This is a genomic window from Micromonospora sp. WMMA1976 (assembly GCF_027497335.1).
Lineage (GTDB): Bacteria > Actinomycetota > Actinomycetes > Mycobacteriales > Micromonosporaceae > Micromonospora > Micromonospora aurantiaca.
On the sequence record NZ_CP114912.1, the window covers coordinates 6,173,565 to 6,193,649 of the forward strand.

The window sequence follows — 20,085 nt, forward strand, 5'->3', positions numbered from 1 at the left end:
CTCAGAGGTACATGCCGGTGCGGTGCTCCTCGGCCCGGGCCGGCTTGTCGCCCTCACCGAAGAAGCGCTTGCCGCCGAACTCGCCGTGCAGACGGTCGTCCAGTTCGTCGGCGAGACCGGTCATCACCTGCACCGCGAGCATCAGGTGGGTGGGCTGGAAGTTGCGGCCGAACACCGGGATCGAGGCCCACACCGTGTCGTCGGCGCAGTAGAGCCGGCCGATCGGCATCCGGTTGGTCAGCTCGGAGAGCTTCACGTAGAGGCGCTCGGTCGGCTCGACCTCGGTCAGCACCGGCGAGAAGACGTCCACGAGCGGCGGATTGTCCCGCACCCGCACGAAGACCATGGCCGAGCCGGCCCGGATGTTGATGTCACCGTCGGAGTCGATCTGGAGCTGGTCGGACGCGGACTTCAGCATCGTCGACACGACGGTGCGGACCCGCTCCTCCAGGGCCAGCACGTCGTTCTCGCCGGACTGTGCGGCCGCTGCCGCGGCCAGCGCCTCGTCCAGGTCGGCCTCGACGTCGCGGTCCGGGCCGAACTCGCTGCGCGCGGTACCGAGCGGCTCCACCGGCAGCGCCTCGCCCTCTGCGTCGTGCACCAGGTAGACGAGGAAGGCCGGGTGCGGGGCACCGTAGACGTCACGCAGTGTGCGGGACAGCACCGCGGCCAGCCGGGTCGCCTCGTCGGTGCCGCAGTCCAGCCCGAACTGCTCGCCGGAACCCGGCACCACGCCCGGCGGCGACCAGCCGAGCGCCACCATGTCGGCCACCGCCGCCCGGTCCAGCCGGTAGCCCTGCGGCAGCGTGGCGTTTCCGACCGCGCGAGCCGAGAGCCGCCCCTCCTCGCCGGCGTCCACGCTCACCGAGTAGACGGCGTCGCCGGTGCCCGAGGCCGTCGGGTCGAGCGTGACCTCCAGGTGCCCACCGGTGGGCAGGCCGCGCAGCCGGTCGGCGAGCGCCCGGGCGAACTCCCGCCACGCCTCGGTGACCTTGGCCCGCAGATCGGCTGTGGTCGGCTCGTCGAGCAGGATCGACTCGTGGTGCTCCGGCGTACCGCCGGTTGCTTGATGCGCCGGCGTCGCGCCGGCGGCGTGGTGCTCCGGCGCGCCGCCGGCAGGCTCGTCGACCGGCTCCGAGGGGTGGTCCGCCGTCATGATCGCCTCCGTCCGTTCCCGCCACCCTACCCAGGCGCGAAGGGGACCGAATCCCGCGCGAGGCGCTAATCCTCAGGCGTGGAACCACCCAGGTCCACCGGCCAGGAACCGGCCAGCGCACTGAGCCGCTCGGCCGCCGCGGCCGGGTCCGCGCCGCGCCCCACCGCCAGCCCGAGCAGGTACGCGGTGACCGGCGCGCCCGGCCGGACCACCTGGTGGGCCACGTCCCGGGCCACGTCGAGCACCGTCGGCACGGGCACCCCCGCCGGGTCCAGGTCCAGCTCGGCGCAGACCGCCGTGACCCAGTCGTCCAGCACCGTCATCTCGTCCACTCCTCCGCCCGGCGTACGTCCTCGTCAGTGTCGCAGTCGAACCAGGGCGGCGGCCCCGAGCCGGACCAGGACACCTCGCGTACGGCGAGGTCGGCCAGCAGCCCGCGTACCGGCGCCCCGTCGAGCGAGCCGTCCCGCGTCGCGGCGAGCCGGTCTAGGGCGGATCGCAGGGCCGGTACCCGCCAGAGGGCGCAGAGGTGCTGGCGCCGGCCGTCCCCGTCCACGTAGCAGGCGAGCGCGGCGGACCGGCCGTCCAGCGCCTCCCGCCGGGCGGCGGCTACGTCTTCCGGCCCGGCGGCTGCAGGTGCGTCTTCCGGCCCGGCGGCTGCGGCGCCGAGCGCGGGCGGCGGGTAGTCGCGGGAGTGACGGGCGGCGAGCGCGGGCGGTGGATCGTCGCGGGAGTGAGCGGCGGCGAGCGCGCGTCGCAGCTCGGCCACCGCCGCGGTGGTGAGCAGCGGCAGGTCGGCGGCGAGCACCGCGACTGTCGTCGTACCGGGGTCGAGCAACGCCAACCCGGCTGCCGTGGCGGCCACCGGACCGCCCCCGGGCGGCTCTTCCCGGGCCGTCCGGACTCCCCTGGGCAGCGGGCCGGACGAGCCGACCACGATCCGCTGGTCCGCGTCGGCCACCGCATCCAGCACCCGGTGCAGCATCGGCCGGCCGCCTACTGCCCGGGCCGGCTTGTCCACCCCGCCCATCCGCCGGGCCGCGCCACCGGCGAGCAGGATCGCTGCGTACCCCGTCACCGCCTCACAGTAGCCACAGCCACGTCGCCGCATCCCGGCTCGGACCTCTGCCCGGCGTTGTCGGCGGTTTTCCGACGTTGATCGACTGCTTTCCGCCGAAGTGGTGGCATCCAGGGCCCTCCGATACCGCCACTTCGCCGAACTGGTGTCGATCATCGGGCCCCGGCCGGCCCTGGGGCGGCCGGGGGCCGGGGTGGGTGGGGGGTGGGAAGACCTGGGGCGAGGTGCGGGCGGCGGGGTGGCCGGGGAGGATGGCGGCATGGGACGGGCGACTGATCGGCGTGGTGTGCTGCGGATCGACCTCGACGCGGCCGGGGACGGCCGAGGACGGATCCGGCGGCAGGACACCCTGGCCGTGGAGGAGCCGCTGGAGATCCGCGTCGGCGCGGCCGGCCCGGGTCGACGCCGGCCGCTGGCGGTGACGATGCGTACCCCCGGCGACGACCTGGACCTGGCCATCGGCTTCCTGCTCACCGAAGGGCTGATCCGGTCGGCGGAGGACGTGCACACCGCGCAGCTCTGCGCCGGGGCGGAGACCCCGAACACGTACAACGTGGTCGACGTGGTGCTCTCGCCCGGCGTTCCGGAGCCCGTCACCGACCCGTCGCGCAACTTCTACACCACCAGCTCGTGCGGCGTGTGCGGCAAGGCGAGCATCGACTCGGTACGCACCCGCTCGCAGTTCGCGGTGCAGGACGACCCGCTGGTGGTCACCGCCGACCTGCTGGCCGGGCTGCCGGACCGGCTGCGTGCCGCGCAGCGTGCCTTCGACCGCACCGGCGGCCTGCACGCCGCAGGCCTCTTCACCCCCGCCGGGGAACTCGTCGTGCTGCGCGAGGACGTCGGGCGGCACAACGCGGTGGACAAGGTGCTCGGCTGGGCCACCCGGGAAGGGCGGCTGCCGCTGGCCGGGCACGTGCTGCTGGTCTCCGGACGGGCCAGCTTCGAACTCACCCAGAAGGCGTGGATGGCGGGCGTGCCGCTACTCGCGGCGGTGTCCGCGCCGAGCACGCTCGCGGTCGAACTGGCCGAGGAGGCCGGAATGACGCTTGTGGGCTTCCTGCGCGGACCGACCATGAACGTCTACACCGGGGCGGCGCGCGTCGCCGGCTGACGGCACCGGGATCGCGGACGTGGCCGGCCCGGCGGGCGCTCATCCGCGTGGCCGGCGTCGGCGGCGCCGCAGCACCGCGCCGTCGTTCGAACCGCCCCGGCCGTCCAGCGCGGACGGGGCGACTCCGCGCCGGAGCGCCTCGTCGAGCAGCACCGCGAGCGAGTAGCCGGGGTGGGCGGACAAAACCCGTTCCAGGGCGACAGCGGCCAGTGCCCCGTGCCCCGAGCGCCACGCGGCGAACGCGAGCAGGCAGCCCGGCGCGGCGATCAGGTCCGGCTCGGCGCGTCGCAACACGTCCGTCCAGAGGCTGATGTCCTCGTCCCGGCCGTCGGTGCGCGACCAGGCGTGATCGCGTACCGCGACGTGGACGAGGAGCACTGACAGCCAGGCGACCTCGTCGTCGTCCAGCCGCTCGCCGCGCCGCTGGCGGCGAAAGGCGGCTCGCACGGCTGCCGTGCCCGCCGCCCGCACCGCACGCGGCGCCGCACCCGATGCCGGACCGTCCGCCGGAACCGGCAGTTCCCCGTCCGATCCGGGGCCGTCGGCCGGGACCGGCGACTGTCCGCCCGACCCGGAGCCGTCGGCCGGTACGCCGCTCACCTGGCTTCCGGCCGATGATGCGGACGGGGATCCGGTGAGCGCGGCCAGGCGGAGACGGGCCAGAGCGGTGGCCCGGCGCATGGCGAGCCGGACCGGCCCGTCGAGCGGGGACACCTGTGCCGCGAGCGCGGCCCGGTCGGGCAGCGCGACCTGACCGGCGAACACGGCAGCCGCGCTGACCTCGCTGGCGGCCGGGTCGTACGGGGTGCCCTCGGGCGGGCAGCAGGACGGCTCGGCGCACAGGTACGACCACCAGCGCCCGTGGGTGACCCGCAGCGCGTCGAGGACCACCAGCCCGGTGGCGGTCAGCGCGTCACCGATCGCGTCCACGATCCCCGTCACCCGGGCGGCCGGACCGTAGCCGACGACTGTGGCGGCGTCGGCGTCCTGCCGGGCCACCACCTGCGCCAGGTGCCGGGCCGCCGGGCCGGGGTCGGCGCCCGGTGCGGGCAGGTCGCCTCGGGCGGCGAAGACGACGCGGCGGCCGCGTACCGCGACCACCACGACGCTGTCGGCGGGGTGGAAGCCGAGCAGGTAGGGCACGGCCGCGACCATGTCGGCCGGCGAGCGGACGGAGAGGCGCGCTGGCTCGGTGGAGTTCATGCCGGGAGCGTGGGCGGTGCAGTGCCACCGCGTCCGCCCCTGTGGACGACACGCCGTCCGTCCACAGATACGGAGCGTATCTGTCCAGCTCAGTGGCGATCGGCGGCGTCGCTCGGCACACGGATGTCCGGGGTACCGGCTACCTTGCGCACATGGACCTGGCGTACCTGCGGGCACACCCGGAGCACCTGCCGACCTTCCTGACCCACCAGCGGATCCGGGAGACGCCGGTCTCCGGTGGTGACATCTGCGCCGCCTCCCGGCTCACGCTGGACGACGGGCACTCGGTGTTCGCCAAGACGTGGCCGGAACGGGCCGCGCGTCCGCTGCCGGAGGGCTTCTTCGCCGCCGAGGCGGCCGGGCTGCGCTGGCTGCGCGAGGCCGGCTCGGTGCCCGTACCGGATGTGTTCGTCGTGTTGCCCGACCTGCTGGCGCTCGACTGGGTGGAGCCCGGCGAGCCGACGCCGGAGGCCGCGGAGGCGTTCGGCCGCGACCTGGCCGGGCTGCACCGCGCCGGCGCGCCCGCGTTCGGTGCGGACTGGCCGGGGTTCATCGGTTCGCTGCCGCAGGACAACACGCCCGACCCCGGTCCCTGGCCGGACTGGTTCGCCCGGCGCCGACTCCTGCCCTACCTGCGCCTGTCGGTCGACCGTGGCGCGCTGCACAGCGCCGGGGTGGCGCTCGTCGAGCAGGTCGTCGACCGGATCGGTGAGTTCGGTGGTGACGAGCCGCCGGCCCGGCTGCACGGCGATCTCTGGCCGGGCAATCTGCTCTGGGGCGCCGACGACCGGGTGTGGCTGGTCGACCCGGCCGCGCACGGCGGCCACCGCGAGACCGACCTGGCGCAGCTCGCGCTGTTCGGCGGCCCGCCGCACCTGGACCGGATCATGGCGGCCTACCGGGAGGCGTGGCCGCTCGCCGACGGGTGGCGGGAGCGGGTGCCGCTGCACCAGTTGCATCTGCTGCTCGTGCACGCCGCGATCTTCGGCGCGGCGTACGCGGACGCCGTGGGTTCCACCGCTCGTGCCGCCCTCCGCGGGCTCGACCGCGCTACGGTCGACCGATGAGCACCCCCCGGACGACGACCGACGGCGTTCTCGCCGACCGGTACGGCCGTGTCGCCCGGGACCTTCGGGTCTCCCTCACCGACAAGTGCAACCTGCGCTGCACCTACTGCATGCCGGCCGAGGGCCTGCCCTGGCTGTCCGGTCCGCAACTGCTCAGCGACGACGAGATCGTCCGGCTGGTGGGTGTCGCGGTGACCCGGCTCGGCATCACCGAGGTGCGCTTCACCGGCGGTGAGCCGCTCATCCGGCCCGGCCTGCCCGGCATCGTGGCGGCGGTCGCCGCGCTCACGCCCCGGCCGCGCATCTCGCTGACCACGAACGGCATCGGCCTGGCCCGCATGGCGTCCGCGCTGCGCGCGGCCGGGCTGGACCGCGTCAACGTCTCGCTCGACACCCTCGACCGGGACCGGTTCACCGCGCTGACCCGCCGCGACCGGCTCGGCGACGTGCTCGCCGGCCTGGCCGGCGCGGCGGAAGCCGGGCTGACCCCCGTGAAGATCAACTCGGTGCTGATGCGGGGCACGAACGACGACGAGGCGCCCGCGCTGCTGCGGTTCGCGCTCGCGCACGGCTACGAGCTGCGGTTCATCGAACAGATGCCGCTCGACGCGCAGCACGGCTGGGACCGATCGACGATGGTCACCGCCGACGAGATCCTGGCCTCCCTGCACGCCGCGTTCGCGCTGACGCCGGACCCGTCCGAGCGGGGCGCGGCACCGGCCGAGACGTGGCTGGTGGACGGCGGGCCGGCCCGGGTCGGGGTCATCGCCAGTGTGACCCGGCCGTTCTGCGGCGACTGCGACCGCACCCGGCTCACCGCCGACGGCCAGGTGCGCAACTGCCTGTTCGCCACCGAGGAGTCGGACCTGCGCGGCGCGTTGCGCGCCGGCGCGGACGACGAGGAGCTGGCCCGGCGCTGGCGGTCCGCGATGTGGGCCAAGCGGGCCGGGCACGGCATCGACGACCCGACGTTCCTCCAGCCCGCGCGCTCGATGTCGGCGATCGGAGGCTGAGGGTGGAGCTCACAGTCCGCTACTTCGCCGGCGCCCGCGCGGCCGCCGGACGACCCGAGGAGACCGCATCCGCGGGCGTGTCCCTGGACGAACTCCTCGATGAACTGGCCGCCCGGCACGGCGAACGCCTCGCGGTGGTGCTGAAGGCGGCGAGTTTCCTGGTCGACGGCGTGGCCTGTCATGATCGACGGGCACTGTTGCCGGCCGGGGTGACGGTGGACGTGCTGCCGCCCTTCGCGGGCGGCTGAGGGGGGCACACGTGCTGGCCATGGCGACATTCCTGGGCTTCGTCGTGCTCGTGATCGGCCTGATCCACTTCTACCTGTGGCAGCGGCTGGTCCGGGACACCACGCGTCCCGGGCGGTGGCGCCGGGCCGGTGGCGTGGCGATCGCGGCGCTGGCGGTGCTCGTACCGGTGACGATGGCGGGCACCCGCAGCGGCTGGTACTGGCTGGCCTGGCCGGGCTACCTCTGGGTCGCGCTCATGTTCTACCTGCTGGTGCTGCTGCTGGTGCTGGAGGTGCCGACCGCTGTCGTCCGGCTCGTGCTGCGCCGCCGGGCCCGCGCGGCGGTCGCCGCCGGCCCGGAGCCCGAGCCCGCACTCGTGGGCGCGGCGACGGCGGAGGGTGCGACGACGCCGCCGGTCGACAACGCCGACGTGCCCCCGGCCGGCACCCCCGCGCCGGACCACGACCCCTCCCGGCGGTTGCTGCTCGCCCGTGGGGCGGCGATCTTCGCCGGGCTCACCGCCGCCGGCGTCACCGGGTACGGCGTACGCACCGCGATGGGCCCGCCGCGGCTCGACCGGGTGCAGATCCCGCTGGCCAAGCTGCCCCGGAGCATGGACGGCCTGCGTATCGCCACCGTCTCGGACATCCACCTCGGGCCGCTGCGCGGCAGAGCGCACACCGAGCGGATCGTCGCGATGATCAACCGGATGGACGCCGACCTGGTCGCGGTGGTCGGCGACCTGGTCGACGGCACGGTGGCCGAGCTGGGCGAGGCCGCCGAACCGCTGCGCGACCTGCAGTCCCGGTACGGCAGCTTCTTCGTCACCGGCAACCACGAGTACTACTCGGGCGTCGAGGAGTGGGTCCGCGAGGTGGACCGGCTCGGCCTGCGGGTGCTTCAGAACGAGCGGCAGGAGATCCAGGCCCGGGGCGGTGTGCTGGACCTGGCCGGGGTGAACGACGTGAGCGCCGCCGGCACCGGGGTGGCCGCGCCCGCCGACTACGCCGCCGCCCTCGGCGACCGCGACCCGAGCCGCCCGGTGGTGCTGCTGGCGCACCAGCCGGTGGCCGCGCAGGAGGCGGCGAAGTTCGGCGTCGACCTGCAACTCTCCGGGCACACGCACGGCGGCCAGATGGTGCCGTTCAACCTGGCGGTGAAGCTCGAACAGCCGGTCGTCTCCGGTCTCGGCGAGGTCGACGGCACGAAGGTCTACGTCACGAACGGCGCCGGCTTCTGGGGCCCGCCGGTGCGGGTGGGCGCGCCTCCCCAGGTGACGCTCGTCGAGCTGCGCGCTCAATAGCGTGCATGGGCCGCCGAGTCCAGCACCGCATTGCTCAGGTCACCCGTACGCGTGGCGACGGGCGGGCGGGGGACCGGACGTGACAGGATGCGGCGTGCCTCCGTTCAGCGCCGCACCCCCCGGTGGCCTCCCGCCGTACGTCGCGGATCTGCACATCCACTCGAAGTACTCCCGCGCGTGCAGCCGCGACCTGACCCTGCCGAACCTGGCCTGGTGGGCCCGGCGCAAGGGCATCGGCGTGCTCGGCACCGGCGACTTCACCCATCCCGCCTGGTACGACCACCTGCGGGAGACGCTGCACCCGGCCGAGCCGGGCCTGTACCGGCTCTCGCCCGAGGCGGAGCGGGACGTCGCCCGGCGGCTGCCGCCCCGGCTCGCAAGCGAGGCGGAGGCCGACCCGGTCCGGTACATGCTGAGCGTGGAGATCTCCACGATCTACAAGCGTGACGACCGCACCCGCAAGGTGCACCACCTGATCTACCTGCCGGACCTGGACGCGGTGGCCCGGTTCAACACCGCGCTGGGCCGGATCGGCAACCTCGGCTCGGACGGCCGGCCGATCCTCGGGCTTGACTCCCGCGACCTGCTGGAGATCACGCTGGAGGCGAGCCCGGACGGCTACCTGGTGCCGGCGCACATCTGGACGCCCTGGTTCTCCGCGCTCGGCTCGAAGTCCGGCTTCGACGCGATCGCCGACTGCTACGCCGACCTGGCCGAACACATCTTCGCGGTGGAGACCGGTCTGTCGTCCGACCCGGAGATGAACTGGCGGGTCGGCAGCCTGGACCGCTACCAGCTGGTGTCGAACTCGGACGCGCACTCGCCGCCCGCGCTGGCCCGGGAGGCGACGGTCCTGACCGCCGCCCGCGACTACTTCGCGATCCGCGAGGCGCTGCGGACCGGCGACGGTCTTGCGGGCACCGTGGAGTTCTTCCCGGAGGAGGGCAAGTACCACGCCGACGGGCACCGCCTGTGCGGCGTGAACTGGTCGCCGGAGCGGACCCGCGAGGCGGGTGGGCGCTGCCCGGAGTGCGGCAAGCCGCTGACAGTGGGCGTACTCAGCCGGGTCGAGGAGCTGGCGGACCGGCCGGTGGGGCACCGTCCGGCGCACGCGCGCGAGGTGACGCATCTGGTGCCGCTGGCCGAGATCCTGGGTGAGCTGAACCGGGTCGGCGCGCGGTCGAAGAAGGTCGAGGGCAAGCTCAACGAGCTGATCGCCGCGCTCGGCCCGGAGCTGGAGATCCTCACGCGTACCCCGATCGAGGAGATCGGCCGGGTCGGCGGCGAGCTGCTCGCGGAGGGCATCGGCCGGCTGCGCCGCGGCGACGTGCGCCGGGTGCCGGGCTACGACGGCGAGTACGGCGTGATTACGCTGTTCGACCCGGCGGAGCTGGGCGCCTCGGGTGCCCGCGCGGGGCAGGAGACGCTGTTCGACGTACCGGTGCCCGCGCAGCGGCGGCCGGCGGAGCCGGCGCCGAAGCCGAAGGCCAAGCGCCCGGCGGCGGCCCGGCCCGAGCCGAAGCGCACGCCGCCGCCCGCGCCCCCGATCGCGCCGCCGCCGTCCCCGCACGAGCCGTTCGAGCCGATGCTCGCCGGGATGGAGGAGGTCGGCACCGGCCTGCTGGACCGGCTGGACGCGATGCAGCGGGTGGCCGCGTCGGCGCCGGGTGGTCCGCTGCTCATCGTGGCCGGTCCGGGCACCGGCAAGACGCGGACGCTCACCCATCGGATCGCGTACCTCTGCGCGGAGCTGAACGTCTTCCCCGACCAGTGCCTGGCGATCACGTTCACCCGGCGGGCGGCCGAGGAACTGCGGCACCGGCTGGACGGGCTGCTCGGCCCGGTCGCCGAGGACGTCACAGTCGGCACGTTCCACTCGCTCGGCCTGACCGTGCTGCGGGAGAACGCGGCGGCGGCCGGGCTGCCGGCGGACTTCCGGATCGCCGACGACGCGGACCGGGCGGCGGCGCGCGCCGAGGCCGGTGACGACGACGAGCGGTACGTGGCACTGCTGCGCAAGCGGGACCTGGTCGACCTGGACGAGCTGCTGACGCTGCCGGTGGCCCTGCTCAAGGGGGACCGGAAGCTGGTGCGGGAGTACCGCGAGCGGTGGAAGTGGATCTTCGTCGACGAGTACCAGGACGTCGACGCGGTGCAGTACGACCTGCTGCGGCTGCTCAGCCCGCCGGACGGCAACCTGTGCGCGATCGGCGACCCGGACCAGGCGATCTACTCGTTCCGGGGTGCGGACGTGGGCTACTTCCTGCGCTTCTCGCAGGACTTCACCGACGCCCGGCTGGTCCGCCTGAACCGCAACTACCGTTCCTCGGCGCCGATCCTGGCCGCCGCCGTGCAGGCCATCGCGCCGTCGTCGCTGGTGCGCGGCCGGCGCCTCGACCCGGCCCGCCTCGACCCGGAGGCGCCGCTGGTCGGCCGGTACGCGGCGAGTTCCGCCCACGACGAGGCCGACTTCGTGGCCCGTACCGTGGACGAGCTGGTCGGCGGCCTGTCCCACCGCTCGCTGGACTCGGGGCGGATCGACGGGCGGGCCACCTCGCTGTCCTTCTCCGACATCGCGGTGCTGTACCGCACCGACGCTCAGGCCGCACCGATCGTGGACGCGCTGGCCCGGGCGAACATCCCGGTGCAGAAGCGCTCGCACGACCGGCTGCGCGACCGTCCCGGCGTGCCGGCGATCGCCCGCGAACTGCGCCACGCCGGTCTTGACGGCTCGCTCGCCGCCCGGGTACGCCAGGCCGGGCAGATCCTGGCCGAGCGCTTCGCGGTGCCCACGCTCGACGGTTCCGGCGCGGTACGCCCCGAGGACGTCCGCACCGCGGTGGACCTGCTCACCCCGCTGGCCCGGCGCTGCGGCGACGACCTGGAGCTGTTCCTCAACCAGCTCGCCACCGGCGCGGAGGTGGACGCGCTGGACCCGCGCGCCGAGGCGGTCACGCTGCTCACGCTGCACGCCGCGAAGGGCCTGGAGTTCCCGGTGGTGTTCCTGGTCGGCGCCGAGGACGGCCTGCTGCCGCTGCGCTGGCCCGGCTCCGAGCCGGACGACGACGCGGTGGCCGAGGAGCGGCGGCTGTTCTTCGTCGGGCTGACCCGGGCGCAGGACCGGCTCTACGTCAGCCACGCGGGCCGCCGCGCCCGGCACGGCGCGGAACGCGACACCCGCCCGTCGCCGTTCCTCGATGTAATTGACCCGGCGTTGTTCGAGCGCCTGGACGCAACCGAGCCCCGCCGCCCGAAGGACCACCAGCTCCGGCTGATCTGACCGCCCGTGGCGCGCGGCCGACCGCGCAGGTCAGTTGAGGACGGCGGCGAGCCACGCGCCGCCGAGCAGCGCCGGGCCGAACGGCACCGGCGTGTCCCGGCGTACCCGGCCGGCGGCGAGCAGGACCAGCACCGCGACTCCGGCGAGCACGTGCGGCAGGAGCAGCCCGAGCCGCAGCGCCGGCCAGCCGAGCCAGCCCAGCGGCAGCCCGAGCGCGGCGGCGAGCTTCACGTCGCCGAAGCCGAGCCGGGCGCGAGGCAGCAGCGCCAGCAGCGCGTACCCGATGAAGGAGAGCGCGGCCCCGGCCACCGCGACGGCCAGGCGGCGCGGTTCGCCGGTCGCCGTCGCGGCCGCGGTGAGGCCGAGCCCGCCGCCGAGCGCGACCACGCCGACGAGCGGATCGGGCAGCCGCAGCGCGGTCAGGTCGGTGACCGTGAGGACCAGCCCGGCGGCGGCGACCAGCAGCAGCGCGGGCAGTGCCGGGTCGGTGCCCCTGGTGGCGGCGAGCCCGCCGAACACCACGACACCGACCAGGGCGAGCGTGCTCCGGCGCGGAGCGCCGCCAGGGGGAACCGCGACGAGCGACCGGCCGGCCGGCACCGCCACCCACCCGGCTGGTGCGCCGAGCAGGGCGATCCCCGTCACCAGCAGCGCCGACACGGGCGGGGACGCTACCGCCCGGCGGGCTCCCCGGCCGTCCCGTCGACGGCTGGTGGCGGGGACCGGCGGGGACGCTCGGTGCTCACCACCACCGCGACGCCGACCACGATGACCGCGCCGCCCATCAGCACCTGCGAGGTGATCGGTTCGGCGACGAACAACGCGCCGAGTGCCACCGCGACCACCGGGTTCACGTACGCGTAGGTGGAGACCAGGGAGATCGGCGCGTGGGCGAGCAGCCAGACGTACGCGGTGAAGGCGACGAGCGATCCGGCCACCATCAGGTAGGCCATCGCCGCCCAGGACCGGCCGGTCACCTCCGCGAAGGAGAAGCCGCGCAGCTCACCCCGGGCCACACCGACGAGCGCGAGCACCGCCGCGCCGGCGACCATCTCGTAGACGGTGGCCACGAACGGGTCCGCGGGCATCAGGATCTTCCCGGACAGGTACGAGCCGACCGACCAGCTCGTCGCCGCGGCGACCACAGTCAGCGCGCCCGCCACCGGCACGCCGTCGACCCCGTCGCGGGGCAGCACGAGCAGGACCAGACCGGCGAAGCCGAGCGCCACCCCGAGGAACGTCCAGGGTCGCGGCCGGTCCCCGCCCGTCGTCCGCAGCAGCACCACGAGCAGCGGCACGGTGGCGACGAGCAGCGCCGCCACACCGGACGGTACGGCGGTCCCGGGCGGGCCGGACTCGGCGAGCACCACCAGACCGTTGCCGCCGGCGAGCAGCAGCACGCCGATCAGCGCGGCGGAGCCGACGCGACGCGCGGGCACCCGCAGCGCGCCGGGTCCCCGCCGCAGGCGCAGCACGACGGCGAGCACCACGGCCGCGCCGGCGAACCGCATCGCCGCGGAGATCAGTGGCGGCAGGGACTCGACGGCCACCCGGATGCCCAGGTACGTCGAGCCCCACAGCAGGTAGACCAGCACGAGGGCGGTCCAGATCAGCGCGGTGCGGGCCGGCGGCGTCGCGGAATCGACGACGTTCGTCGCACTCGTGGGGCGTGAGCTCATCGTCTGTCCACGCTACGGTGGCCACGGCGTCGGCGTCCCCAGTTGGTGGCCGGCCTCTCAGCACTGGCGTACGCAGGAGGCGTTCATGTCGAACTTCGGTCCACCGGGCGGCGGCTCTCCCGACCCCTGGGGACGGCCCGACGACGGCTACGCCCCGCAGCCCGACCCCCGCTACGCTCCGCAGGGCGACCCGCGTTACGCCCCGCAGCCGGATCCGCGGTACGGCCCGCCGGGCGCGCAGCCGTACGGGCCGCCCGCCGACCAGTACGGCCCGCCCGACCAGTACGGGCCGCCCACCCAGCAGTACGGGCCCGCCGACCGGTACGGCCCGCCGGCCGATCAGTACGGGCCGCCGACGCAGCGCTTCGAGCCGGGCCCGGCCTGGTCCCCGCAGCAGGGTCACCCGGGTGACCTCTATGCCGGGCCGCAGTACGGGGGTGGTCAGCCGCCGTACGCCGAGCCGACGCCGCCGCCGAAGCGCGGGAAGGGCCCGCTGCTTGTGGTGGTGATCGTGCTGGCCGTGCTGCTGCTGGGCGGCGCCGGGGCGTACTGGATGCTGGGCCGGGACGAGCAGACGCCGACCGGCGGCACCACGGCCGCCACTGGACCGGCCGCGGATCCGACCGGCGAGGCCGCGCCGCCGAGCGAGCCGGCCGACACGACGCCTACGACGGCGGCTCCGGCCTCGTCGACCGATCCGCGTTTCGTCAAGGCGGGCCAGTGCGTCGCCAACGAGGGTGGCGGCGGCCAGCCGAAGCTGGTGATCGCCGACTGCGCCCCGAAGACGTACGAGGTGCTGCGCCGCATCGACGGCGCGACGAGCGGCAAGAAGGACGCGGAGGCCAAGTGCGGGAAGGTGGCCGGTTACACCGACTGGTACTTCTTCGACAGCGAGCTGGACACGCTCGACTTCGTGCTCTGCCTGAAGCGCCGCTGACCCTGTCCGCCTGTCGGTAACCAAAACTAGGGCTGTCTAGCATCCACGCTAGACAGCCCTAGTTTTGTATCGAGGCCGACACGCGGTAGCCGCCTCTACGCGCATCTAGCCTGGTCGCTAGAGAACCCGATACTGTGCGATTCGTGGATCCGGTCCGCAACCCGTACGCACCGGGCGCCGGGCAGCGCCCGCCCGAACTCGCCGGGCGGGGGCGGGAACTGGACGTCTTCGACGTGGTGCTGGAACGGATCGCCCGTGGTCGCCCCGAACGCAGCCTGATGCTCACCGGCCTGCGGGGAGTCGGCAAGACGGTCCTGCTCAACACGCTGCGTTCCGAGGCGATCAACCACCTCTGGGGCACCGGCAAGATCGAGGCCCGGCCGGACCAGTCACTGCGCCGCCCGATCGCCGCCGCGCTGCACATGGCGGTCCGCGAACTCGCGCCCCGGCACCGCGCCCCGGACCGGATCGACGCGTTCCTCGGCGTCCTCAAGGCCTTCGCGCAACGCTCCGCGCCCACCGGTCGGGGCGGCGCGGCGCCCAAGCTGCGCGACCGCTGGCAGCCCGGCATCGACGTACCGGCGAGCAGCGGACGCGCCGACTCCGGCGACATCGAGATCGACCTTGTCGAGCTGCTCAGCGACGCGGCGGCGGTCGCCACCGACGTCGGCACCGGCATCGCGATCTTCATCGACGAGATGCAGGACGTCGGCGCCGAGGACGTCTCCGCGCTCTGCGCCGCCTGCCACGAGCTGTCCCAGCTCGGCGCGCCGCTCATCGTCGTGGGCGCGGGTCTGCCGCACCTGCCGGCCGTGCTCAGCGCCGCCAAGTCGTACTCCGAGCGGCTCTACCGCTACCAGCGCATCGACCGGCTCGACCGGATCGCCGCCGACCAGGCGCTCTGCGCGCCGGCCGAGCGGGAGCAGGTCGAGTACGAGCAGAAGGCGCTCGACCTGCTCTACGAGAAGTCGGGTGGCTATCCCTACTTCGTCCAGGCGTACGGGAAGGCCACCTGGGACCACGCGCCCCGCTCACCGATCACCGCGGCGGACGTCCGGGTGGCCGCGCCCGAGGCGGAGGCCGAACTGGCGGTGGGGTTCTTCGGCTCCCGGTTCGAACGGGCCACCCCTGCCGAACGCGAGTACATGCGCGCGATGGCGACGCTGGCGCTGGTGGACGGTGAGGAGGGCGGCCGGGACGACATGGACGCGGCGGTGCCGACCGCCGAGATCGCCCGCGCGCTCGGCCGCAAGCCGGCCAGCCTCTCCCCGGCGCGTGACGCGCTGATCAAGAAGGGGCTGATCTACTCCGGCGAGCGGGGGACGGTGGCGTTCACCGTGCCGCACTTCGGCCGCTACCTGCGTACCCAGCCCGCCTGACCGCTGCTCTTGAAACGGCCTCAGACCCGCGACCACGGTGGCGGGAAGACCACCTCGCCGGCCGGCGGTGACGGCTCGCCGCTCGCCGACGGCGGCAGTACCAGCGCCTGCCACGGCTCCCCCAGCCCGGACCAGGGGCTGGTCAGCCCCAGCCGGTCCGCCGGGCCGAACCCGAACCGCCGGTAGTAGGCCGGGTCGCCCAGCACCACAACCAGCCGCTCGCCCAGCTCCGTCGCGGCGTCCAGCGCCGCCTGCACCGCCGCCGTGCCGTGCCCCAGCCGCTGCCGGTGCCGCGCCACCGCCACCGGACCCAGGGCGAGCGCCGGCCACGTACGACCGTCGTCGGTGCGTACACCGACGCGTGTGAGCAGCGCGTACGCCACCACCTCGCCGCCGTACTCGGCGACCACGGCCAGCTCCGGAATCCACGCCGGGCTGTGCCGCAACTCCTCGACCAGACCGACCTCCGGTGGGGTGGCCACGTCGGGGCGGGCGAAGGCGGCGGCCAGCACCCGGGCCACCGGCGCCTCGTCGGCGGGGCCCTCCGGGCGCAGTCGCAGCGTCGTCACCCGCGCGACCTTACCGAACGCGACCGGTCCATCCGCGACGGTCGCTGAAATCGATACCGTTCGGACGTCCACGTCGGCCGATACCTTTCGTGTGTTGCGGGGATGACGACGCCCCCGACGGGGTAAGACTGAGCCATGAAGCCCGTGCGCTCCCTCGCCCGAGTCATGTTGAGCGGCATCTTCGTGGTCAGCGGCGCCCGCAACCTGCGCAACCCGGAACGCCTGGTGCAGGCCGCGGAACCGGTCACCGGGAAGGTCGCCCCGCTGATCCGGAACGTGCACCCCCGAATCCCCACCGACACGGTCTCGCTGATCCGCGCCAACGCCGCCACCCAACTCGTCGGCGGCCTGATGCTCGCCACCGGCCGGTTCACCCGCCCGGCCGCGCTGGTGCTCGCCGGCTCCCTGATCCCGACCACCGCCGCCGGGCACGCCTTCTGGAACAACGACGACCCGGCCGCGCGCAACAACAACCAGGTCCACTTCCTGAAGAACCTCGGCCTGCTCGGTGGCCTCCTCCTCGCCGCCGCCGACACCGAGGGCAAGCCGGGCCTGCGCTGGCGCGCCGGCCACCGCATCGACCACTCACGCCGGTCGGTCAAACGCGCGGTCCGCACCGCTCGTCGCGAGGCGAAGATCGCCGTACGCTCCGCAGCCACCGCCCGCCGCATGCCCGGCTGACCAGGCATTTCGTACGACCCACCACCCCCCGCAAGGCCATCAATCACCTGAACCGTCCGAGACCCGTTAACGCGGTGGAAATGTCGCAAACACGTGTGGGATCGGACACGGTCGCGTAACGCGGGAGGCAGCAACGTGAGGCGCCGTTCTAGGCTCCGTGCTGGACCTGGACGGGTACGACGACCTTGGTACGGGGGTGGCCACGCCATGCCGACGACAGTCGGTAGACGGACCAACCGCCTCGCCCCGACCTCCCGCGTCGACCGCCGGATCGTGGTGCGCCTCGGCGTCGTCGCCGCCGTCTCGTACGCCGCGTGGCTCGCCATCGGCGCTTTCGGACGGCCGTACAACTTCTTCGACATGAAGATCTACCACGGCGCGGTGCTGTGGTGGGCCGGCGGCAACGAGCTGTACGACTTCGTCGCACCGTCGACCACGCTGGGCTTCACCTACCCGCCGTTCGCCGCCCTGGTCATGCTGCCGATGACGTGGCTGCCGGTGGACGGCGCCGGTTTCGTCAACGCGCTCGCCAGCATCGGCGCGCTCGCCGTCGTCCTCGCCGCGCTGCTACGCCCCATCGTGGACCGCCTCGGCTGGCCGCTCTGGTTCGCCGTCGGCATCGCCACCCCGCTCGCCGTCGCCATCGAGCCGTCCCGGGAGACGCTCGGCTACGGGCAGGTCAACCTGCTGCTGTTCGCGCTGATCATGGCGGACATGGTGGGCCTGCGCTGGCGGGCCAAGCGGGGCACCCACTACGAGACGGCCGACTCGCCGCTGGCCCGGTTCGTCTACAGCGGCGCCTGGGCCGGTGTCGGCATCGGGCTCGCCACAGCGGTCAAGCTCACCCCGGCGCTGTTCGTGGCCTACCTGATGCTCACCCGGCAGTGGCGGGCCGCGCTCACCGCTGTGGGCACCACGATCGGCGTGACCATCGCGACGTTCGGCGTGCTCGGTGAGGAGTCCCGCGCGTACTTCACCGGCGTGCTCTGGCAGACCGAGCGGGTCGGCGCGGCGGACATGACCGCCAACCAGTCCCTCGCCGGTCTGCTGGCGCGGCTCTACGACTCGATCGAGACGCCCGGCCTGCTCTGGCTGGCGTTCTCGGTGCTGATCCTGGCGCTGGGCCTGTCCCGGGCGATGAGCGCCCGCGCCGACGGCGACGAGCTGACCGCGTTCACGCTGGTCGGGCTCACCGCCAACGTGATCAGCCCGATCTCCTGGTCGCACCACCTGATCTGGGTCATCCCGTCGATCATCGTGCTGGCCGACGCCGCGGTACGCCGCCGCGAAGCCAGCCGCGGCCTGCCCCTGCGCGGCACCGGCGGCCCCTCGGCAAACGGCGTGCCGGCACTGCGCCCACCGATCTGGTACCCGACGTTGACCGGCCTGCGCCACGGCGTCGGCGCGCTCGGGCTCTACCTGCTGTTCCTGATCTCACCGATCTGGCCGTACGAGCACCAGCTCCCCGAGGTGTCCCACTACCAGGACGGCCTGTTCGGCGCGCTGATGGAGAACTCCCTGGCCATCGCGCTGATCGTGCTCGTCGCGGCGCTGCCGTGGCGTCCCGGCGCCGAGCCGGCGTTCTACCACGAGCGGCTGGGCCGCACCGCCGCGCTCGCCGGCCGGCGCTGAGCCGGCCGGTTCAGGGGCAGTTCACCCACTCCTCGGTGCCGTCGTCGAAGACCTGCCGCTTCCAGATCGGCAGCCGTGACTTCACCTCGTCGACCAGCCGGGCGCAGGCGGCGAACGCGGCCGCGCGATGCGCCGTGCTGACCGCCGCCACCAGCGCCACGTCCCCGATCTCCAGCGGGCCGATCCGGTGCGACACCGCCACCGCGTACACCTGCGGGTCGGCCGCTATCTCGGCCGCCACTTCGCGCAGCACCGCCTCGGCGGTGGGATGGCCCTCGTACTCCAGCCGGGTGACCGCCCGCCCGTGGTCGTGGTCGCGGACCACGCCCTGGAAGGACACCACCGCACCGGCCCGGCGGTCGGCGACCGCCGCCTCGTGTTCGGCCAGGTCGAGCGGCCGGTCGGTCACCGCGCCGAGCACCACGCCTGCTTCCACTGTCACGACGTCTCCCGTCGGCTCGTTCGTCGCGCTCACCCGAACCGCTCCCCGGGGGTCAGCGGCAGCGGCACGAGCGGCACCCGGTCGCCGGCCGCGCCGCTGGTGCCGGGCCGGATCACCGCGAACCCGTCCGCGCCGGCCAGCCCGCGCAGCATCGCCGAGCCGACGTGCCGCACCGGGTACGCGGTGCCGGCGACGCGGTCCCAGCGGGCCAGCGCCAGATGGGTGTAGTCGCCGCGCCCGGGAATCGGCTCGGCCAGCGTCACGTGCGGGAGCACCGGCATCTGCCGGCCGGTGAGACCGGCGAGCAGGGGCGCGACGAGCGACACCAGCGCCACCACTGCCGACTGCGGATTGCCGGGCAGACCGGCCACGAACCGCACCCGCCCGTCGCCGTCCACCAGCCTGGCCAGCAGCATCGGGAAGCCCGGACGCACCGCCACGGTGTTCACCACGTAGTCGGCGCCGAGCGCCTCCAGCGTCGGGTGCAGGTGGTCGACCGGGCCGTGCATGGTGCCGCCGGTCGTGCAGACCAGGTCGGCGTTGGCGAGCGCGCCCCGCAGCGCCGCCACGTGCGCGGGCAGCGTGTCGGCGACCGGGCCGACCACGTCGGCGGCACGCACCTGGCAGCCGTAGCGGCGCAGCCAGGCCGGCACCGACGGGCCGAGCGCGTCGCGGACCCGGCCCGCGCCGGGCGGACCCGAGGTGAGCAGTTCGTCGCCGAAGACCAGCAGCGCGGCCCGGGGTGGGCGGCGAACCCGCAGCGTGTCGTGCCCGCAGGAGGCGGCCAGGCCGATCACCGCCGGGTCCACCGGCGTGCCGGCGGGCAGCAGTTCCTCCCCGAGGTACGCCTCCTCGCCCGGCTCCCGCCACTCCGGCGCCGGGCGGGGCGTGCCGGCCACCAGGCCGTCCGCCGTACGCGTCGACTCCTCGATCCGCAGGATCGCCGTCGTGCCCTCGGGAACCATCGCGCCGGTGGCGATCTCCACCGTGCTGCCGTCGGTCTCCAACGGGGGTGCGGTCTGCCCGGCGAGCACCCGGCCGGCGACGCGCCACGGCCCCGCGCCGCGCACCGCCCAGCCGTCCACGCTGGAGGTGGGGAACGCCGGCAGGTCGGTACGCGTGGTCAGCGGCTCGGCCAGGGTGTGCCCGTCGGCCTCGGCCAGCGGCCGGGCGACCGCGGGGAGCGCGGCGGACAGGCCCACCGCGTACACCCGGGAGCGGGCCTCCTCCCACCCGGCCGGTGGTGGCGTACCCGCCTCGACCGCGGCGGCTTCGGTTTCCGTGCTCATCCGGCGAGCCTAACGCCGGGGCACGTGCCTCGCGG

Annotated in this window: 19 protein-coding genes; 10 read left to right on the forward strand and 9 right to left on the reverse strand. The window is 74.4% G+C overall.

The annotated features are described in order from the left end of the window. Position 1: 1 nt before the first annotated feature. The 3 genes from O7546_RS28555 to O7546_RS28565 all read right to left on the reverse strand — a co-directional run bounded on the left by O7546_RS28555 (position 2) and on the right by O7546_RS28565 (position 2,234). A complete protein-coding gene (locus tag O7546_RS28555) occupies positions 2 to 1,156 on the reverse strand; it encodes a hypothetical protein (RefSeq protein WP_194800326.1) in 1,155 nt (384 codons plus the stop codon). Between the two features lie 65 nt (positions 1,157 to 1,221). Beyond that, on the reverse strand, positions 1,222 to 1,479 hold the full coding sequence (locus tag O7546_RS28560) for a DUF6457 domain-containing protein (protein WP_013289326.1): 258 nt from the start codon (positions 1,477 to 1,479) through the stop codon (positions 1,222 to 1,224). Next, on the reverse strand, positions 1,476 to 2,234 hold the full coding sequence (locus O7546_RS28565) for an NTP transferase domain-containing protein (RefSeq protein WP_194800324.1): 759 nt from the start codon (positions 2,232 to 2,234) through the stop codon (positions 1,476 to 1,478). The genes O7546_RS28560 and O7546_RS28565 overlap by 4 nt, the downstream gene beginning before the upstream one ends. Positions 2,235 to 2,493: 259 nt before the next feature. On the opposite strand from O7546_RS28565, the gene fdhD reads away from it, so the two are divergent. After that, positions 2,494 to 3,348 (forward strand): formate dehydrogenase accessory sulfurtransferase FdhD, encoded by an 855-nt coding sequence (gene fdhD, locus O7546_RS28570; protein ID WP_194800323.1) that lies wholly within the window; start codon positions 2,494 to 2,496, stop codon positions 3,346 to 3,348. A 39-nt stretch (positions 3,349 to 3,387) separates the two neighbouring features. Here fdhD and O7546_RS28575 read toward each other — a convergent pair whose 3' ends face one another. Further along, positions 3,388 to 4,551, reverse strand: coding sequence for a DUF4192 domain-containing protein (locus O7546_RS28575; protein ID WP_281600251.1), 1,164 nt, complete (start codon positions 4,549 to 4,551; stop codon positions 3,388 to 3,390). Positions 4,552 to 4,703: 152 nt separating this feature from the next. Between O7546_RS28575 and O7546_RS28580 the strand changes: the two genes are divergently transcribed. From O7546_RS28580 to O7546_RS28600, 5 genes are all read left to right on the forward strand, one after another. Next, the gene (locus O7546_RS28580; protein ID WP_194800321.1) at positions 4,704 to 5,618 is read left to right on the forward strand and encodes a fructosamine kinase family protein; all 915 of its coding nucleotides are present in this window, start codon (positions 4,704 to 4,706) and stop codon (positions 5,616 to 5,618) included. Further along, positions 5,615 to 6,631 (forward strand): GTP 3',8-cyclase MoaA, encoded by a 1,017-nt coding sequence (gene moaA, locus O7546_RS28585; protein ID WP_194800320.1) that lies wholly within the window; start codon positions 5,615 to 5,617, stop codon positions 6,629 to 6,631. Before O7546_RS28580 ends, moaA begins: the two co-directional genes overlap by 4 nt. A gap of 2 nt (positions 6,632 to 6,633) precedes the next feature. Next, the gene (locus tag O7546_RS28590) at positions 6,634 to 6,879 is read left to right on the forward strand and encodes a MoaD/ThiS family protein (RefSeq protein WP_194800319.1); all 246 of its coding nucleotides are present in this window, start codon (positions 6,634 to 6,636) and stop codon (positions 6,877 to 6,879) included. Positions 6,880 to 6,899: 20 nt separating this feature from the next. Further along, entirely contained in the window at positions 6,900 to 8,162 is a 1,263-nt protein-coding gene (locus O7546_RS28595; RefSeq protein ID WP_269697854.1) for a metallophosphoesterase, read from the forward strand. Between the two features lie 94 nt (positions 8,163 to 8,256). Next, positions 8,257 to 11,442, forward strand: coding sequence for a UvrD-helicase domain-containing protein (locus tag O7546_RS28600; protein WP_194800317.1), 3,186 nt, complete (start codon positions 8,257 to 8,259; stop codon positions 11,440 to 11,442). Between the two features lie 30 nt (positions 11,443 to 11,472). On the opposite strand, the gene O7546_RS28605 is transcribed toward O7546_RS28600, so the two are convergent. Then, on the reverse strand, positions 11,473 to 12,102 hold the full coding sequence (locus O7546_RS28605; RefSeq protein WP_194800316.1) for an A24 family peptidase: 630 nt from the start codon (positions 12,100 to 12,102) through the stop codon (positions 11,473 to 11,475). A gap of 11 nt (positions 12,103 to 12,113) precedes the next feature. Next, positions 12,114 to 13,121, reverse strand: a complete 1,008-nt coding sequence (locus O7546_RS28610; RefSeq protein ID WP_228531854.1) for an EamA family transporter — start codon at positions 13,119 to 13,121, stop codon at positions 12,114 to 12,116. Between the two features lie 85 nt (positions 13,122 to 13,206). Between O7546_RS28610 and O7546_RS28615 the strand changes: the two genes are divergently transcribed. Further along, positions 13,207 to 14,058 (forward strand): flagellar basal body protein FliL, encoded by an 852-nt coding sequence (locus tag O7546_RS28615; RefSeq protein ID WP_228531853.1) that lies wholly within the window; start codon positions 13,207 to 13,209, stop codon positions 14,056 to 14,058. 143 nt (positions 14,059 to 14,201) lie between these two features. After that, the gene (locus O7546_RS28620) at positions 14,202 to 15,437 is read left to right on the forward strand and encodes an ATP-binding protein (RefSeq protein WP_194800315.1); all 1,236 of its coding nucleotides are present in this window, start codon (positions 14,202 to 14,204) and stop codon (positions 15,435 to 15,437) included. A gap of 20 nt (positions 15,438 to 15,457) precedes the next feature. On the opposite strand, the gene O7546_RS28625 is transcribed toward O7546_RS28620, so the two are convergent. Next, positions 15,458 to 16,006, reverse strand: a complete 549-nt coding sequence (locus tag O7546_RS28625) for an N-acetyltransferase (protein WP_194800314.1) — start codon at positions 16,004 to 16,006, stop codon at positions 15,458 to 15,460. Positions 16,007 to 16,141: 135 nt separating this feature from the next. On the opposite strand from O7546_RS28625, the gene O7546_RS28630 reads away from it, so the two are divergent. Then, positions 16,142 to 16,687 carry a DoxX family protein gene (locus O7546_RS28630; protein ID WP_194800313.1) on the forward strand — a complete coding sequence of 182 codons (546 nt, stop codon included), beginning with the start codon at positions 16,142 to 16,144 and terminating at the stop codon, positions 16,685 to 16,687. A gap of 207 nt (positions 16,688 to 16,894) precedes the next feature. Then, positions 16,895 to 18,319: a glycosyltransferase 87 family protein gene (locus O7546_RS28635; protein WP_281600252.1), complete on the forward strand. Its 1,425-nt coding sequence runs from the start codon at positions 16,895 to 16,897 to the stop codon at positions 18,317 to 18,319. A gap of 10 nt (positions 18,320 to 18,329) precedes the next feature. Here the strand turns inward: O7546_RS28635 and O7546_RS28640 are convergent, their stop codons facing one another. Further along, positions 18,330 to 18,755, reverse strand: a complete 426-nt coding sequence (locus O7546_RS28640) for a molybdenum cofactor biosynthesis protein MoaE (protein ID WP_194800431.1) — start codon at positions 18,753 to 18,755, stop codon at positions 18,330 to 18,332. 35 nt (positions 18,756 to 18,790) lie between these two features. After that, positions 18,791 to 20,050, reverse strand: a complete 1,260-nt coding sequence (locus O7546_RS28645) for a molybdopterin molybdotransferase MoeA (RefSeq protein WP_194800311.1) — start codon at positions 20,048 to 20,050, stop codon at positions 18,791 to 18,793. Positions 20,051 to 20,085 lie beyond the last annotated feature (35 nt).

Coding starts and splice junctions, on each gene's coding strand:
- O7546_RS28610 (WP_228531854.1), bottom strand. CDS start 13,121: ATGAGCTCACGCCCCACGAGTGCGACGAACGTCGTCGATTCCGCGACG.
- O7546_RS28630 (WP_194800313.1), top strand. CDS start 16,142: ATGAAGCCCGTGCGCTCCCTCGCCCGAGTCATGTTGAGCGGCATCTTC.
- O7546_RS28595 (WP_269697854.1), top strand. CDS start 6,900: ATGGCGACATTCCTGGGCTTCGTCGTGCTCGTGATCGGCCTGATCCAC.
- O7546_RS28635 (WP_281600252.1), top strand. CDS start 16,895: ATGCCGACGACAGTCGGTAGACGGACCAACCGCCTCGCCCCGACCTCC.
- O7546_RS28560 (WP_013289326.1), bottom strand. CDS start 1,479: ATGACGGTGCTGGACGACTGGGTCACGGCGGTCTGCGCCGAGCTGGAC.
- fdhD (WP_194800323.1), top strand. CDS start 2,494: ATGGGACGGGCGACTGATCGGCGTGGTGTGCTGCGGATCGACCTCGAC.
- O7546_RS28580 (WP_194800321.1), top strand. CDS start 4,704: ATGGACCTGGCGTACCTGCGGGCACACCCGGAGCACCTGCCGACCTTC.
- O7546_RS28615 (WP_228531853.1), top strand. CDS start 13,207: ATGTCGAACTTCGGTCCACCGGGCGGCGGCTCTCCCGACCCCTGGGGA.
- O7546_RS28575 (WP_281600251.1), bottom strand. CDS start 4,551: ATGAACTCCACCGAGCCAGCGCGCCTCTCCGTCCGCTCGCCGGCCGAC.
- moaA (WP_194800320.1), top strand. CDS start 5,615: ATGAGCACCCCCCGGACGACGACCGACGGCGTTCTCGCCGACCGGTAC.
- O7546_RS28555 (WP_194800326.1), bottom strand. CDS start 1,156: ATGACGGCGGACCACCCCTCGGAGCCGGTCGACGAGCCTGCCGGCGGC.
- O7546_RS28645 (WP_194800311.1), bottom strand. CDS start 20,050: ATGAGCACGGAAACCGAAGCCGCCGCGGTCGAGGCGGGTACGCCACCA.